Raw genomic sequence first — 15,068 nt, forward strand, 5'->3', positions numbered from 1 at the left:
AGATCCACATCATGGACCACAGCGCTTTCGAATGGCTCAAGCCCGGCATCGTGCTGGGCTCCATCCTCTACGCCCTGATCGGCGTGCTGGTCTTCTGGATCAGCTTCGTCATCATCGACAAGCTCACCCCCTACAAGCTCTGGGAAGAAATCGTCGAGCACAAAAACATCGCCCTGGCCATTGTGGTGGGCGCGATGTGCATCTCGATCGGTCAGATCGTCGCGGCGGCCATCCACGGCTGAGCGCCGTCGCCCCAAGCCTCAGGCCAGCGGCGGCAAGCCATGCGCGGCGCGGGCACGCTGGCACTTCTCATCGCCGGCCTGCAACTCGTGGCAGGGGCTGGGGCGCTGGGCATAGATGCTGCACGCCACATGCTGGCCGACCTGCCCACCCAGCGCTTCACAGCGCGGGGATTTGCGATTGGTGCCGGCCATGCAGCTCAGGTGGGGCGTGAGTGGCTCCACCCATCGTGCGTTCAACTCGGCTGCCTCGGCCCAGTAGAACGAGACGCGAAAAAACGCACAACACGCGCCGCACGCCTGGCACGGGCTGGTGTGCTGGGAGGCCGCAGGGATAGGAACAGAGGACGAATGGGGCGGGTTGCAGGAAGGGGCCTGGCTCATCGCGATCAAGTAACAGGAAGCGAACAGACAGCCAGTATTTTTGCAAACTCTGCCAATCCCTCTTGCCCAAGAGCGCCTGCGGCATGGCGCGCCGCGCCGACTCAGAGGCCGCGATGACGACGAGCACGCGTCAGGCCCAAGACCGCCAGTGCGGTCAGGGCCAGCGCCAGCGACTGCGGCTCCGGAACCTGGCTGGCCGTGGCTTGCACGCCGTTGATGAAGCTGGTGCGGTCATAGCTGCCCAGGTTCAGACTGCGGAACTCCAGCAGACCCGAGCCGCTGGCGGTGAAGCTCAGCTGATGCTGGCGCCAAGCCTGACCGGCCTGGGTAGAGAAAGTACCGAGCTCGGTGCCGGCAAAGTAGACGCTGTAGCTTTGCAGGCCCGACCAGTTGCTGCGACCGGCGTCGAACCAGCTCAGTTCCACCAGACTGGCCGTGGCCAGGTTCAAGGTTTGCGAAATGTTGGCGCCATTGCCTTGCAACCCGAGCACAAAGCTGCCCAGATTGCCGCTGGCGTTGCCCAGGCTGCTGGGCGTGCCCCAGGCACTGCTGTTGGCGCCAATGACCACGGTGCCGTTGCCCGTGCTGCTCCAACCGGCAAAAGCGCAGCCCGCAGAACTGGTGTAGCAATAGCCATTGGCATTGCTGCCGGTCTGGCTCTCAAAACCGCCGTTGCTGACGATGCCGGCTTGCGCCACACCAGCGCCCAACAAGCTCAAGAGGGCGGCGCAGCGGGTCCAAGCGTTCATGGTCTGGGTCTTCATCGAAAGGTCCTGGTGTCGTGGCTGTGGAATGAAACCAGTGTCAGCGCAAAATCCGGGCCCACCCGGAAGCCGCGGTGACGCAGTTCACACTCGCGCCACCCATCCTTGCCCAACCCCCTCAAATCAAGGGCGGGCCGACTGCTGCAGATTTGCAACAGCAACTCGCCAGGCCCGGAGCCACCCAGAAGCGCCCTGCACCGAATCAGCCGCGGCGCAGCGGCCACAATGCAGCACCCGAAAAAAGAGCCCTGGACTCCATGAGCCTCACGCCACCTCCTTCGCCCGCCGAAACGACCGAGCCTGCCAGCCCAGACTCGGCTGAGGCCGGGCGCATCTCCCTGCACGAAGTGCTGCTGCTGGTCAGCGTGTTTGTGGTGGCGGCCTGCGGCCTGGTCTACGAGCTGGCTGCCGGGGCGCTGGCCAGTTATCTGCTCGGTGATTCGGTGCTGCAGTTCTCCACCATCATCGGCACCTACCTCTTCGCCATGGGCCTGGGTTCCTGGCTGAGCCGCTACGTCGAGCGTCAGCTGGTGGCGCAGTTCCTGAAGATCGAGCTGCTGGTGGGCTTGATCGGCGGCCTGATGCCGGCCGCCCTGTTCCTGGCTCACAGCCTGCTGCCGCCCGGGCAACAGGCGGCCTTCCGGGTGCTGCTGTACGGCCTGGTGCTGCTGGTCGGCGCCCTGGTGGGCCTGGAGATCCCGCTGGTGATGCGCATCCTCAAGAAGCAGTTCCGCCACCGCTATGCCTTGCGCGATCTGGTATCCCAGGTACTGACCTTCGACTACCTCGGCGCCCTGGTCGTGGCCCTGGCCTTCCCGCTGCTGCTGGTGCCGCATCTGGGCCTGGTGCGCACGGGCTTGTTCTTCGGCCTGCTCAATGTGGGCGTGGCGGTCTGGGCCCTGTTTCTCTTTCGCAGCGAGCTGCGCGCCTGGCGCAGCCACGCCCTGGCCTGTGGGCTGAGCGTGCTGCTTCTCGTGCTGGGCATGTTGATGGCCGAGCGGCTCAACACCTGGGCGGAGGACCGCTTCTACGGCGAGCACATCATCGTGCGCGAGAGCAGCGACTACCAGCGCGTGGTGGTGACCTCGGGCCAGGCCGGCACGCGCTTGTTCCTGAACGGCAATCTGCAGTTCCATTCGCGCGACGAATACCGTTACCACGAAGCCCTGGTCCACCCCGCCATGGCCGGCCACGGCGCGCCCAAACGGGTGCTGGTGCTGGGCGGCGGGGATGGCATGGCCGTGCGCGAAGTGCTGCGCTACCCCAGCGTTGAGCAGGTGACCCTGGTCGAGCTGGACCCGCACATGACCCGGCTGTTCTCCACCCTGCCCCTGCTGCGCCAGCTCAACCGCGATGCCCTGCTCAGCCCCAAGCTGCGCATCGTCAACACCGATGCCTTTGGCTGGCTGGAGCAGCAACCGCCCGACGAGCGCTTCGATGTGATCGTGATCGACTTCCCAGACCCCAGCAACTTCTCGCTGGGCAAGCTCTACAGCAGCAGCTTCTACCGCCTGATCGATCAACGCCTCAACGCGGGTGGCTATGCCGTGGTGCAAACCACCTCGCCCCTGATTGCCCGTCGCAGCTTCTGGACCGTGGTAAGCACCCTGGAGTCGGCTGGCTTGAGCACCACGCCCTACCACGCCCATGTACCCAGCTTCGGTGAATGGGGCTTTGTGCTGGCCGGCCGCCGTCCCTGGGCCCTGCCGAGACAACTGCCCGAGGGCTTGCGATTCCTGAGCCTCGGCGGCCTGCCGGCGCTGCTGGACTTTCCGCCCGATATGGCCCGTGTGCCCACCGAGATCAACCGTCTGTCCAACCAGATCCTGGTCCATGAGTTCGAGGCCGAATGGGGCAAGGTGCATTGATGGACTGGAGTCGGCGCGAGTTCCTGCAAGCAGCCGCCGGTGCAGGCGCAGGCGCCTCGCTGCTGCTGGCGGGCTGCGAAGCCCAACAGGCAGAGCTGGCCCAGCTGCCCGGCGTTTGGCTGGGCGCCAGCGCCGAGCGTGGCCACCGCCTGCGTGGGCCCCTCCCTGCGGCTCAGAGCGCGCCAGCCCTGCCTCTGCAGCGCCGCCAGGTGCTCATCGTCGGCGGCGGCATCGCCGGCCTGGCCTGCGCGCGCGGCCTGAGCCAGGCGGGCCTGGACGACTTCGCCCTGCTGGAGCTGGAAGACCAGGTCGGCGGCAACAGCCGCGGCCATCGCATGGGCGGCATGGCCTGCCCTATGGGCGCGCATTACCTGCCGCTGCCGGGGCCTCAGTCTCACGAGGTCTACCAGTTGCTGGAGCAGCTGGGGCTGGTTCGCCAGGAGCTGGGCCGCGCCGTCTGGGACGAGCGTTACCTCTGCCACAGCCCGCAGGAGCGCCTGTTCTTCGAGGGCCAGTGGCACGAAGGCCTGCTCCCTCCCGAGCCCAGCCCGAATGCCCTGGCCCAGCTGCGCCGCTTCGAGCAGGCGGTGGAGCACGCACAGCGCGAGCTGGGTTTTGCCATGCCCAGCCATCGCGCGCCCTGGACGCCAGCCCATGCGGCACTCGACAGCCAGAGCTTTGCGGCCTGGCTCCACGCTCAAGGCCTGAACGAGCCCACGCTGCGCTGGTACCTCGACTATTGCTGCCGCGATGACTACGGCACGTCCAGCGAGGGAGTTTCGGCCTGGGCCGGTCTGCACTACTTTGCCAGCCGCCATGGCTTTCATGCGCCAGGCGCCGACAGCATCGAGCGGGAACCGGTGCTGACCTGGCCGCAAGGCAATGCCTTCCTCACCGAGGCGATGGGCGCACCTTTGCGTGAGCGCATCCATGCCGGTCGCACGGTACTGCGCATCGAAGCCGGCAAGCACGACATCAGCCTGCGCGTCTGGAATGAAGGCCTGCAACGCGAGGAAGGCTGGCAGTGCCAGCAGCTGGTGCTGGCCACGCCCTTGTTCATGGCCCAGCGCCTGCTGGGCCCTGGTCTTGCCGCGCTCGATGAAGTGGTCGCCCAGCAAACCCACGCGCCCTGGCTGGTGGCCAATCTGCAGCTCAAGCAGCCGCTGCTGCAGCGCCTGGGCGCCCCGCCCTCCTGGGACAACGTCATTTACGGCAGCCAGGCGCTGGGCTATGTCGACGCCATGCACCAAAGCCTTCGCCCGGTGAGCGGCCCGACCGTGCTGAGCGCCTACTGGGCGCTACCTCAAGCTCGCCGCGGAGAGTTGCTGCGCTCAGACAGGCGGCACTGGCTCACCCAGGTTCTGGCGGAATTGAGCGCTGTTCATCCAGATCTGCCCAGCCAGCTGGAACGCGCCGACCTGGTGCGCTGGGGCCATGCCATGAGCATTCCGAGCCCAGGCTTGCGGGGCTCATCGGCCCTGCGGGCGCTGCGGAACTTGCCCGGGCGCATCCACTTCGCCCACAGCGACCTGGCCGCCTACTCCGTGTTCGAGGAGGCTTACACCCTGGGATATGAAACGGCGACGACAGTCGCAAAATTCACCACCAACAACCAAAGAAAATCAGCTTAGGTAGCAATTTTCAGCACCAAGCGGCAGTTCGACAGCACTTGCACAGGCGGACGCGACACCCGGTGAAGCGATGGTTAGAGTGCGAAGCATCTCCCGAGGGGGAGCTTGATTTGAACCACAACTTTTCCTTGAAAGCAGTCCACACCATGAACAAATTCATCGCTGCCGCCGCCCTGGCCCTGATCGCTGGTACCGCCTCTGCTGCCCCTGGCACAGACAGCAACTTCTACATCGGCGCCGACATCGGCTCGAGCAAATTCAAAGTCGATGGAGAGTCCGGCTCCAAGACCGGCTTCGGCGCCACCCTGGGCTACACCCTGAACCCGAACGTCGCCTTTGAACTGAGCGCGCGTCGTTTGGGCACTTGGAAGGAAGGCAGCGTCTCTGCCAAGGCCAATGCGCTGCAAGCTTCGGTGTTGGGCATCGCACCGATCACCAATGAGTTCTCGCTCTACGGCCGTCTGGGCGTGGGCCGCAACTCCTTGACCGTGACCGAAGGCGGCTACAACGGCACGGAACGCAAGACCAAGGCCTTGTTCGGCCTGGGTGCCAGCTACCAGTTGGCCAAAAACGTCAGCCTGCGTGGCGAGTACATGAACCTGGGCAGCAACAAGCTGGGTTCGGGCGCCGACACCGTGACGGTCAAGATGCACCAGTTCAATGTGGGCGTGAACTACGCCTTCTGAACCTGATTCAAGCTGAGGCCTCGTCACCTCTGACACGAGTGCCTCAGCCCGTGTGAATCGTGACAAGCCCCGCAGCTGCGGGGCTTTCGCTTTGGCAGAAGCAAACCGTGCTCCCTCGCCTGGCCGGGCCCAAGCCCTCATCCCGAACGCAAAGCCAGGGCCGCGGCCTGCACATAGCGGCGGTCTCCATACACCGCCATTTCATCGCCACAGGCATGCACCAACTTGATCGCGTGATCGTCCTTGGAACCGCATGCGGCGGCCGCAAGCTCGGGCCATGACAGAAGCGGTGAGGCCTCATTCGCCTGCGGCCGAACCTGCACCCGTCCCGCCAGATAGGCGGCCACAAAGGCTTGCCCGAGCAGGTGTTGAACCGCAGGATCCACATGCAAGCGCTGGGGCAGCCAGGGCAGAAGCACCCGCAAGGCGCGCAGGCCGGTGATCATGTGCAAGACCGTGAAATTGCCGCTGGCCAGGTAGTAGCCCAGGGCCAAATGGGCCAGCTGAGCCACCCGCTGCGCCAAAAGAGATTCGGGCTCAAGGCCGTGAGCCAGCTCCGCATACAAAGGCGTGGCACTGGCCTCCTGCATGCGCAGGAAGATCAGCGGCGCCTCACTGCGCCAGCCACGCGCACCGTCCACCAGGGCTTGCGACCACGCGGCCAAGTCCATCGCCCTGCCAGGTGGCGATGCGGGCGATGCCATGGCCGATGGCGGTGGTGATGGCGGGGGTGATGGCGGCGGGGGCAAAGTCTGCCAACGGCAGGCCCAGTAGGCCAAAGCCGAGGCCAGTTCGCCATCATGGCCGCCCTCCACCGCATGTGCAGTACGAATCAGGCCGTGAAAGGCCACGGCCGACATGCCGGGCAGCAACACCGGCAGGGCTTGGCCCAGCAGTTCATCACGCCCGTGACGGGCCAGCTCTTCGGCAAAGCTGCAACGCAGATCGGCAAAAGCGTCGAACTGCCCCAGGGCCTCGCGCCAGTCGGGCAATACCTGGCCAGCCTCGTCCAGACGTCGGCCTTCGAAACGCGCTGCATAGGTCGACACAAAGCCCTCAAGCTGTTCCGCTTCTGCACCGAGCTGATACAAGGCATGCGCGGCCATGGGCAGGTGGCTGCTGAGCTGATCGCCGTACTCGGGGGGATGGTCCTGAACTTGGTCCAGGCTGGCATGCAGCGCGGCGAGAGTCGAGAGAGCACCTGGTGCTTGATGGGCTGGATGTGCGGGATGTGCGGGATGTAGGTTCATGGTGCGAGACCTCGGCTGCAATGAAGAGGCCTCTATACTCAAAGTTCAAGTAAACTTGAAGTCAAGCCCTTTCAGTCGCTTGGCCCTGCATGCCGCAAGGGCATTCAAATGCAGCCCCATCCATGAACATGCGCATCCGCAAACCGCCTGCTCCCAATTCCGCATCCAGTTCCAGCCAAACAACGCGAACCGCCGCGCCTTCGGCAAGCGATCGCCTGCCCATCGGCGAGCTGGTTCGGCGCAGCGGTGTGGCCGCCAGCGCCTTGCGCTTCTACGAGGACGCAGGGCTATTGCAAAGCACGCGCAGCGACAGCGGCCGGCGCCACTACGCACGCAGCGACCTGCGTCGCCTGGCCTTTGTGCGTGCGGCCCAGGCCGTGGGCCTGAGCCTGGATCAGATTCGCGCCGCGCTTGCCGAATTGCCGGAAGGACGCACGCCCACGGTGGCCGATTGGGCCCGACTGTCTTCCTCCTGGCGCCCCTTGCTGGACCAGCGCATTGCCGAGCTCAGCCGCCTGCGTGACACGCTGAGCTCATGCATCGGTTGCGGTTGCTTGTCCCTGAGCAAATGCGCGCTCTACAACCCGGCCGACCAGGCCGCGAGGCAAGGCCCAGGAGCCCGCTACCTGCTGGGAGATGTCGCGCCGCAGCCCGATCAAGGCCAACACAAAGTAGCGCGGCGCGGCAGCCGCCGATCTTCCAACTGACATCAGAGTTGCCCATTTCTTGGGCCAAGACCACCAAGAACGATGTCGCTGGCATGAAGTCACGCAGGGAAATCTTCCCCTTCGCGGCTTGATGGGTGATAACAACAGCGGCCCACGAATCGGGAAAACCCTTGATAGGATGCGCCCCCTCTCTCCAGAGGGGGAGAGAGTAGTGACCTGATCCTCGAAATCAAGACAGAAAGCAGTATTCCAATGAAGAAGATTTTTGCCCTGGCCGCTCTGGCCTTCGCCGCCACCACCGCTTGCGCCGCAGACAACAGCTGGTACGTGGGTGGCGACGTCGGCTCCACCAAGTTCAAGCTGCTGGGCACGTCCTCGACCCGCACTGGCTTCGGCGCCACCGTGGGCTACCAACTGAACACCAATGTGGCTTTCGAAGCCTCGGCTCGCCGCCTGGGCTCCTGGAAAGTAAACGGCGATGAGCTGTCGGCCAACGCTCTGCAAATTTCCGCCCTGGGCATCGCCCCGATCAACAATGAGTTCTCGGTGTTCGCACGCCTGGGCGTGAGCCGCAACTCCCTGGACCTGGACGAAGGCAAGGCAACCTACTCCATCCACAAGACCAAGGCATTCTTCGGCCTGGGCGGCGCCTACCAAATCGACAAGGCACTGAGCCTGCGTGCTGAGTACGCCAACCTGGGCAAGAACAAGATCAGCGACGGCACCGACAGCGTCGAAATCAAGATCCACCAGTTCAACCTGGGTCTGAACTACGCTTTCTGATCCTCACCGATCTGAATGCAGCTATCAAAAGCCCCGCAGCCGCGGGGCTTTTTTGTTGGCGAGCTGCATTGTGAAGGGCTGAATACGGCACGAAGCAGCCTTTGGTTTTGCTCGTGAGGCCCTGCAGCCCGTGCCGCCGCCGGGCTCGTGGTTCCGGGGTCGGCCCTGGCGGGCCGACTTCCCTGCGCTGCTCGCACCTCGGGGCTGGCGCATAACTCACTCCGCTCCCTGCGTTCGCTGCGTTCAGACAGAAGCGCCAAGTCAGAACTTGAAGCGCACGGGTACGTGCGCGCCCCGAGGCACTGTGCTGCTCGGCCCTGCACAAATCGCCCGGCAGCGGCACGGGCTGCAGGGCGCTTGCATCGCGGTCGATGTGCCTCATCCACGGTGGAACACGCCAACTCCGAAGGTGGCTCGGCCCGCCGCCGGGCGATTTGTGCGCGGCCGAGGGCGCAGCGGAGCGGATCAGGCGCGCGTACCCGCGCGCTTCAAGCGCTGACTCGGCGCCACCTGTTTGACCACAGTGAGCGCAGCGAACGGAGGGAGTTTGGCGCCGCTGAGCCGCGCAGTGAGCAGCGAGGGCAGTCGGCTCGCAGAGCCGACCCGCGAACCATGAGCCCGGCGGCGGGACGAGACACCGCAGCGAGAACGACAACCCCACAGAGGTCCGCAATGTGCCGATACCAGCTAACCGATTCAACCTCGCAACAGACGCTGCTCTCGCCGCTCGCGGGGCGCAAAGGCGTCGCACAGCAGTTGCATCAGGCGCTCCGCTGAAGCGCTGTTGTCGCCCACGAGGTTGCAGACGTAGACATCGAGCGTCACACCCCCCAACTCGGGCCAGGTGTGGATGGCCAGATGAGATTCGGCCAGGAGCACCACGCCCGTGATGCCGCTCTGCTCACAGCCAGGCGCGACCTCGAAACGATGGAACAACTCAGCCACGGCGCCCAGACCTGCCGCTTGCACGGCATCGCGGCACAGGCGGCCGAGAGCCTCTGGGTCCAGCATCAGAGGCGATTGCGGGTCGCAGCCACGCAGATCGGCAGTCAGGTGCAAGCCCTGCACAGCAGCCTCAGCAACTCAACCGCCGGTGACTGGCGGGAAAAAGGCCAGCTCGGCATCGGCAGGGATGACGGCCGAATCGCTGGCCACCATCTGCTGGTTCAGCGCGCAGCGCACGGCACGCCCGGGCGCCAAGGCTTCGGCATGCACGGCAGAGCGGGCGCAGAGCTGGGCCCGGAGCGCCGCCACGCTGGTTCCCGCAGGTATCTCCAGCCGCTCACCCGAACCCAGTTGCTCACGCAGCGAGGCGAAGAATTTCAGCTGCACCTGAATCATGGCCACGCCCTCGCTCATGACAGCAACTCGCTGAACGGCAGAAAGCGCACCGTGTCGCCGGGCGCGATGCTGCGACCCGAGGGGTTGTCCACCAAGCCGTCGCCCCAAACCGCCGAGCTGAGGACGCCCGAGCTTTGGTTGGCAAACAGATCCAGGCCGCCCGCCTCATTGAGGCGGGCACGCAGAAACTCCTGGCGCCGGTCGGCCCGGGGCCAGTTGAAATCGGCGCGCAAGGCGTAGGCACGAGGATGCAAGCGGGTGGCACCCTGCAAGCGCAGGATCACCGGCCGCACCAGCAGGCAGAAGGTGACCAGGCTGGCGACCGGATTACCGGGCAGACCGATGAACCACGCCGAACCGCCATCGTGATTTCGGCGCACCGAACCGAAGGCCAAGGGCTTGCCGGGCTTGATGGCGATCTGCCAGAGCTCCAGCTGGCCTTCCGCTTGCACGGCCGGCCGCAGATGGTCCTCCTCACCAACCGAGACGCCGCCCGAAGTAATGATGAGGTCGGCCTGCGCTGCAGCATCGCGCAAAGCGGCACGGGTGGCATCCAGACGGTCGGGCACGATGCCCAGGTCCAGCACCTCACAACCCAGGCCTTGCAGCAGGCCGCGCAGGGTGAAGCGGTTGGAGTTGTAGATGGCGCCGGGGCGCAGCGGCTCGCCGGGCATGACCAGCTCATCGCCGGTGGAGAACAGCGCGACACGCGGACGCTGGGCCACGCTCAAGCTTGCAGCACCCACCGATGCGGCCAGGCCCAAGCCGGCCGGATCCAGACGACTGCCCACCGAGAGCACGGTGGCGCCGCGCTCTACATCCTCGCCGCGGCGACGGATGGCATTGCCCAACTCGGGCACGCTCAAGAAACGCACAGCGCCCAGGCCCTCGCCCGGCACAGCCTCGCACTGCTCCTGCATCAGCACGGTGTCGGCGCCCACCGGCACTTGCGCACCGGTGAAGATGCGCGCGGCCGTGCCCGGCAGGTGTGCGGCACCAACCACGCCGGCGGGCACACGCTGCGCCACCGGCAACACTGTGCCCGGCTCACGCACATCGGCCGCGCAAAAGGCATAGCCATCCATGGCCGAGTTGTCGGCGGGCGGCACATCAAGCAAGGACACCACGTCCTGGCTCAGCACCCGGCCCAGGGCCTCGGCCGTGGGCAGCATTTCGCTCAGGCCCAATGGCTGAACGGCTGCCAGCAAACGAGCCAGGGCTTCGTCCAGCGGCAGCATGGCCGGTTTGGCCTTGGCGGCAAGAGGCTCAGACATGGGCTTCGATGAAACGCTGAACGGCGGCCACATCGACCGGCATCACCACCACCCGTTTGGGCAGGGACTCGATGTGCTCCAGGCCGGCCGGCCGCGGCGGCGCGGTGCCCAGCGCCTCTTCGATAGTGGCGGCGAACTTGACCGGCAAAGCCGTCTCCAGCACCAGCATGGTCACGCCAGGCTCGCGGCGCTCCTGTGCCACCTTGAGGCCGTCGGCCGTGTGGGTGTCCACCACCACGCCATAGCGTGCATGGGTGCTACGGATGGTGGCCAGGCGGTCGGCATGGCTGCTGCGGCCGGACTGGAAGCCAAAACGCGCAATTTCGGCATGCTCGCCGGCGCTGATCTGGAAGCGACCTTCGCGGGCGATGGCCTCGCCGAACAAGGCCTTGGTACGCGCACCATCACGACCCAGCAGATCGAAGACAAAGCGCTCGAAATTGCTGGCCTTGGAAATGTCCATGGACGGGCTTGAGGTCTCGTGCGTCTCGGCACTGCCGCGCACGCGGTAGACGCCGGTGCGGAAGAACTCGTCCAGCACATCGTTCTCGTTGGTGGCCACCACCAGCTGCGCAATCGGCAGGCCCATCATGCGCGCCACATGGCCGGCGCAGACATTGCCGAAATTGCCCGAGGGCACGGTGAAGCTGACCCGCTCCGTGTTGCTCGTCGTGGCCTGAAAGTAGCCGGCGAAGTAGTACACCACCTGGGCCAGCAGACGCGCCCAGTTGATCGAATTGACGGTGCCGATCTGGTACTTGCGCTTGAATTCGAGGTCATTGCTGACCGCCTTGACGATGTCCTGGCAGTCGTCGAACACGCCCTCGATGGCGATGTTGTGGATGTTGGCATCCTGCAGGCTGAACATCTGCGCCTGCTGGAAGGGGCTCATGCGGCCATGGGGGCTGAGCATGAAGACATTCACACCCGCCTTGCCGCGCATGGCGTACTCGGCCGCGCTGCCGGTGTCGCCCGAGGTGGCGCCCAGAATGTTGAGCGTCTGGCCGCGCCGGCCCAGCTCGTACTCGAAGAGCTGTCCCAGCAGCTGCATGGCCATGTCCTTGAAGGCCAAGGTCGGGCCGTTGGACAGGGCTTGCAGGGCCAGACCCGGCTCCAGGGTCTTGAGCGGCGTGATCTCGGGCGTGCCGAACACGGCCTCGGTGTAAGTGCGGCGGGTGATGGCGCGCAGGTCTTCGGCCGGGATGTCGTCGATGTAGAGCGACAGGATCTCAAAGGCCAGATCGGCATAGGCCAGGCCGCGCCAACGCGTCAGCGTGGCATCGTCCACCTGCGGGTAATGCGTGGGCAGGTAGAGGCCGCCATCGGGCGCCAGGCCTTCCAGCAGGATGTCGCAGAAGCGGCGCTCAGTTTGGTCGCCGCGGGTGCTGATGTATCGCATGTTCGTCAAGCCAATTCTTCCTTGCGCAGGCGCACGATGGGCGCCAGCACGGTGTTCAGACCTTGCATCTGAGCCAGGGCTCGGTTCATGCGGCCTTCCTGGGTCTCGTGGGTCAGGATGATCAGGTCGGTCTGGCGCTCGCCCTCGTTGGATTCGCGCTGCAACACGGCATCGATCGAGATGTCATGCTCGGCCAGGATGGTGGTGATGCGCGAGAGCACACCGGCCTCATCGGCCACGCGCAGGCGCAGGTAATAGCTGGTCAGCACCTCGGCCATGGGCAGGATGGCGGTGTCGCTCATCGCGTCGGGCTGGAAGGCCAGATGCGGCACCCGGTGGTCGGGGTCGGCGGTGTGCAGGCGGGTGATGTCCACCAGATCGGCGATCACGGCCGAGGCGGTCGGCTCGGCGCCGGCGCCCTTGCCGTAGTAAAGCGTGGTGCCGACGGCATCGCCCTGCACCACCACGGCGTTCATCGCGCCTTCAACATTGGCAATCAGGCGGCTCATGGGCACCAGGGTCGGGTGCACGCGCAGCTCGATGCCGCTGTCCCGGCGGCGGGTCAGGCCCAGGAGCTTGATGCGGTAGCCCAGCTGCTCGGCGTACTTGATGTCGGCGGCCTGCAGCTGGCTGATGCCTTCCACATGGGCTTTGTCGAACTGCACCGGCACGCCAAAGGCGATGGCGCTCATCAGCGTCAGCTTGTGGGCGGCGTCCACGCCTTCGACGTCAAAGGTCGGGTCGGCCTCGGCATAGCCCAGGCGCTGGGCTTCTTTCAGCACGGTGGCGAAGTCCAGGCCCTTGCTGCGCATCTCGGACAGGATGAAATTGGTGGTGCCGTTGATGATGCCGGCGATCCACTCGATGCGGTTGGCGGTCAGGCCTTCGCGCAAGGCCTTGATGATGGGGATGCCGCCGGCCACAGCCGCTTCAAACGCGACCATCACACCCTTGGCGCGCGCAGCGGCAAAGATCTCGGTGCCATGCACGGCCAGCAGCGCCTTGTTGGCGGTGACCACATGCTTGCCCTGAGCGATGGCTTCCAGCACCAGGCTGCGGGCCAGATCGCAGCCGCCGATGGTTTCGACCACGATGTCGATCTCGGGGTTGCGGATGATCTCGAAGGGGTCGGCGGTGACCGCCACATCGGCATCGCCCACGATCTGGCGCGCCTGGGCCAGGTCACGACGGCACACCATGGTGACCTCGATGCCGCGGCCCGCGCGGCCCTTGATCTCCGCCTGATTGCGACGCAGCACATGGAAGGTGCCACTGCCCACGGTGCCAATGCCGAGGAGGCCGACTTTGATCGCTTTCATGCTGTCTGTCACTTTGCTGTTCACGTTTCGAAGAAAACAAACCCGGGAGGGCGGCTCAGGTGCCGTGGCGCTTGCGGTAATGGGCCAGGAAGCGCTCGATGCGGCCGATCGCTTCCTTCAAGTCATCGGAATTGGGCAAGAAGACCAGGCGGAAGTGGTCGGGCGCCACCCAGTTGAAACCCGTACCCTGGACGATCAGCACCTTCTCCTCGGCCAGCAACTCGTAGGCGAACTGCTGGTCGTCAGCGATCGGGTAGACCTTGGGGTCCAGGCGCGGGAACATGTAGAGCGCCGCCTTGGGCTTGACCACGCTGACGCCCGGGATCTGGCTCAGCAGCTCATAGGCCAGATCACGCTGGCGGCACAGGCGGCCGGTCGGGGCCACCAGGTCCTTGATGCTTTGGTAACCGCCCAGGGCGGTCTGGATGGCCAGCTGGCCTGGCGTGTTGGAGCACAGGCGCAGGGAGGCCAGCATGTTCAGGCCCTCGATGTAGTCGCGGGCATGGCGCTTTTCGCCGCTGACCACCATCCAGCCGGCGCGGTAGCCGCAGGAGCGATAGTTCTTGGACAGGCCGTTGAAGGTCACGAACAGCACATCGTCGGCCAGGCTGGCCATGCTGGTGTGCGTGTTGCCGTCGTACAAGGTCTTGTCGTAGATCTCGTCCGCGAAGATCAAGAGCTGGTGGCGGCGGGCGATCTCGATGATGCCCAGCAAGAGGTCGTCCGGGTACAGCGCCCCGGTCGGGTTGTTCGGGTTGCAGACCATGATGGCGCGGGTGCGGGGCGTGATCTTGGACTCGATGTCGTCCAGGTCGGGCAGCCAGCCCGCGCCCTCGTCGCAGAGGTAATGGACCGGCTTGCCGCCGGACAGGCCCACCACCGCGGTGTAGAGCGGGAAGTCAGGTGCGGGGATCAGCACCTCGTCACCATCGTTGACCAGGGCGTTCATCGCCATCTGGATCAGCTCCGACGCGCCATTGCCCAGGTAGACATCGTCCACCGTCACACCCTTGACGCCTTTCTCCTGCGTGTAGTGCACCACGGCCTTGCGCGGGGCAAACAGGCCCTTGCTGTCGGTGTAGCCGGCAGCATCGGGCAGGTTGCGGATCATGTCCTGCACGATCTCGTCCGGCGGCATCAGGCCGAAGGCGGCCACATTGCCGATATTCAGCTTGATGATCTTCTGGCCCTCATCCTCCATCTGGCGCGCCTTGTCCAGCACGGGGCCACGGATGTCATAGCTGACGCTGGCGAGCTTGCTGGACTTGGCGATGGGCTTCAAGACGGGGACTCCTCGGGCGATCTGTGGGGGCAAGTGGGGCTGGGGAAACTTCGACACTGCAGAGCGAGAAGGCCCAGCGGCCCTCATGCTGCAGTGCAAAACCATACAATTTAATCACAGGGCTGCGGCTGCTCAGGCACCCGCCGCCTGAGAGTACAAGCAAGTGAGCCTTCGCAGGCC

At 65.3% G+C, this 15,068-nt stretch carries 15 protein-coding genes; 6 read left to right on the forward strand and 9 right to left on the reverse strand.

Features of this window, described 5'->3' with window-relative positions; translation table 11 throughout:
- The first annotated feature begins 11 nt into the window (after positions 1-11).
- Positions 12-242 carry a DUF350 domain-containing protein gene (locus OOB33_RS19725; protein WP_102767254.1) on the forward strand — a complete coding sequence of 77 codons (231 nt, stop codon included), beginning with the start codon at positions 12-14 and terminating at the stop codon, positions 240-242.
- An 18-nt stretch (positions 243-260) separates the two neighbouring features.
- Here OOB33_RS19725 and OOB33_RS19730 read toward each other — a convergent pair whose 3' ends face one another.
- Entirely contained in the window at positions 261-623 is a 363-nt protein-coding gene (locus tag OOB33_RS19730; RefSeq protein ID WP_102767255.1) for a YkgJ family cysteine cluster protein, read from the reverse strand.
- Positions 624-724: 101 nt separating this feature from the next.
- Positions 725-1,372: a hypothetical protein gene (locus tag OOB33_RS19735; protein WP_271009886.1), complete on the reverse strand. Its 648-nt coding sequence runs from the start codon at positions 1,370-1,372 to the stop codon at positions 725-727.
- Positions 1,373-1,644: 272 nt separating this feature from the next.
- Here OOB33_RS19735 and OOB33_RS19740 point away from each other — a divergent pair, with 272 nt between their 5' ends.
- The 3 genes from OOB33_RS19740 (at position 1,645) to OOB33_RS19750 (ending at position 5,572) form a co-directional block, all read left to right on the forward strand.
- Positions 1,645-3,255 carry a polyamine aminopropyltransferase gene (locus OOB33_RS19740; protein WP_271009887.1) on the forward strand — a complete coding sequence of 537 codons (1,611 nt, stop codon included), beginning with the start codon at positions 1,645-1,647 and terminating at the stop codon, positions 3,253-3,255.
- On the forward strand, positions 3,237-4,886 hold the full coding sequence (locus OOB33_RS19745; RefSeq protein ID WP_271009888.1) for a flavin monoamine oxidase family protein: 1,650 nt from the start codon (positions 3,237-3,239) through the stop codon (positions 4,884-4,886). Before OOB33_RS19740 ends, OOB33_RS19745 begins: the two co-directional genes overlap by 19 nt.
- A 146-nt stretch (positions 4,887-5,032) precedes the next feature.
- Positions 5,033-5,572 (forward strand): outer membrane beta-barrel protein, encoded by a 540-nt coding sequence (locus OOB33_RS19750; RefSeq protein ID WP_102767259.1) that lies wholly within the window; start codon positions 5,033-5,035, stop codon positions 5,570-5,572.
- Positions 5,573-5,709: 137 nt separating this feature from the next.
- Here the strand turns inward: OOB33_RS19750 and OOB33_RS19755 are convergent, their stop codons facing one another.
- Positions 5,710-6,822, reverse strand: a complete 1,113-nt coding sequence (locus OOB33_RS19755) for a questin oxidase family protein (protein ID WP_271009889.1) — start codon at positions 6,820-6,822, stop codon at positions 5,710-5,712.
- 122 nt (positions 6,823-6,944) lie between these two features.
- Between OOB33_RS19755 and soxR the strand changes: the two genes are divergently transcribed.
- Positions 6,945-7,529 (forward strand): redox-sensitive transcriptional activator SoxR, encoded by a 585-nt coding sequence (gene soxR, locus OOB33_RS19760; protein WP_271009890.1) that lies wholly within the window; start codon positions 6,945-6,947, stop codon positions 7,527-7,529.
- A 213-nt stretch (positions 7,530-7,742) separates the two neighbouring features.
- On the forward strand, positions 7,743-8,273 hold the full coding sequence (locus tag OOB33_RS19765) for an outer membrane beta-barrel protein (protein ID WP_171825902.1): 531 nt from the start codon (positions 7,743-7,745) through the stop codon (positions 8,271-8,273).
- 696 nt (positions 8,274-8,969) lie between these two features.
- Here OOB33_RS19765 and speD read toward each other — a convergent pair.
- Genes speD through OOB33_RS19795 form a run of 6 tightly spaced genes read right to left on the reverse strand, consistent with a single transcriptional unit; the run spans position 8,970 to position 14,888 of the window.
- Complete coding sequence (speD, locus tag OOB33_RS19770; RefSeq protein ID WP_271009891.1) at positions 8,970-9,341, reverse strand: adenosylmethionine decarboxylase; 372 nt, start codon at positions 9,339-9,341, stop codon at positions 8,970-8,972.
- A 15-nt stretch (positions 9,342-9,356) separates the two neighbouring features.
- Complete coding sequence (locus tag OOB33_RS19775) at positions 9,357-9,632, reverse strand: MoaD/ThiS family protein (RefSeq protein WP_263299859.1); 276 nt, start codon at positions 9,630-9,632, stop codon at positions 9,357-9,359.
- On the reverse strand, positions 9,629-10,888 hold the full coding sequence (locus OOB33_RS19780) for a molybdopterin molybdotransferase MoeA (protein WP_271009892.1): 1,260 nt from the start codon (positions 10,886-10,888) through the stop codon (positions 9,629-9,631). The genes OOB33_RS19775 and OOB33_RS19780 overlap by 4 nt, the downstream gene beginning before the upstream one ends.
- A complete protein-coding gene (gene thrC / locus OOB33_RS19785) occupies positions 10,881-12,287 on the reverse strand; it encodes a threonine synthase (protein WP_271010087.1) in 1,407 nt (468 codons plus the stop codon). Before thrC ends, OOB33_RS19780 begins: the two co-directional genes overlap by 8 nt.
- Before the next feature lie 5 nt (positions 12,288-12,292).
- A complete protein-coding gene (locus tag OOB33_RS19790; RefSeq protein WP_271009893.1) occupies positions 12,293-13,606 on the reverse strand; it encodes a homoserine dehydrogenase in 1,314 nt (437 codons plus the stop codon).
- Positions 13,607-13,661: 55 nt separating this feature from the next.
- Positions 13,662-14,888, reverse strand: coding sequence for a pyridoxal phosphate-dependent aminotransferase (locus tag OOB33_RS19795; RefSeq protein ID WP_271009894.1), 1,227 nt, complete (start codon positions 14,886-14,888; stop codon positions 13,662-13,664).
- Positions 14,889-15,068 lie beyond the last annotated feature (180 nt).

Origin of the sequence: Paucibacter sp. B51, assembly GCF_027863535.1 — a bacterium.
Taxonomy (GTDB): domain Bacteria; phylum Pseudomonadota; class Gammaproteobacteria; order Burkholderiales; family Burkholderiaceae_C; genus Paucibacter_A; species Paucibacter_A aquatilis.

Excerpts from the sequence above, each read along its gene's own strand:
- soxR (WP_271009890.1), top strand. The coding sequence starts at position 6,945 with ATGAACATGCGCATCCGCAAACCGCCTGCTCCCAATTCCGCATCCAGT.
- OOB33_RS19765 (WP_171825902.1), top strand. The coding sequence starts at position 7,743 with ATGAAGAAGATTTTTGCCCTGGCCGCTCTGGCCTTCGCCGCCACCACC.
- OOB33_RS19730 (WP_102767255.1), bottom strand. The coding sequence starts at position 623 with ATGAGCCAGGCCCCTTCCTGCAACCCGCCCCATTCGTCCTCTGTTCCT.
- OOB33_RS19790 (WP_271009893.1), bottom strand. The coding sequence starts at position 13,606 with ATGAAAGCGATCAAAGTCGGCCTCCTCGGCATTGGCACCGTGGGCAGT.
- OOB33_RS19735 (WP_271009886.1), bottom strand. The coding sequence starts at position 1,372 with ATGAACGCTTGGACCCGCTGCGCCGCCCTCTTGAGCTTGTTGGGCGCT.
- OOB33_RS19740 (WP_271009887.1), top strand. The coding sequence starts at position 1,645 with ATGAGCCTCACGCCACCTCCTTCGCCCGCCGAAACGACCGAGCCTGCC.
- OOB33_RS19775 (WP_263299859.1), bottom strand. The coding sequence starts at position 9,632 with ATGAGCGAGGGCGTGGCCATGATTCAGGTGCAGCTGAAATTCTTCGCC.
- OOB33_RS19755 (WP_271009889.1), bottom strand. The coding sequence starts at position 6,822 with ATGAACCTACATCCCGCACATCCCGCACATCCAGCCCATCAAGCACCA.
- OOB33_RS19780 (WP_271009892.1), bottom strand. The coding sequence starts at position 10,888 with ATGTCTGAGCCTCTTGCCGCCAAGGCCAAACCGGCCATGCTGCCGCTG.
- OOB33_RS19725 (WP_102767254.1), top strand. The coding sequence starts at position 12 with ATGGACCACAGCGCTTTCGAATGGCTCAAGCCCGGCATCGTGCTGGGC.
- OOB33_RS19750 (WP_102767259.1), top strand. The coding sequence starts at position 5,033 with ATGAACAAATTCATCGCTGCCGCCGCCCTGGCCCTGATCGCTGGTACC.
- thrC (WP_271010087.1), bottom strand. The coding sequence starts at position 12,287 with ATGCGATACATCAGCACCCGCGGCGACCAAACTGAGCGCCGCTTCTGC.
- OOB33_RS19745 (WP_271009888.1), top strand. The coding sequence starts at position 3,237 with ATGGGGCAAGGTGCATTGATGGACTGGAGTCGGCGCGAGTTCCTGCAA.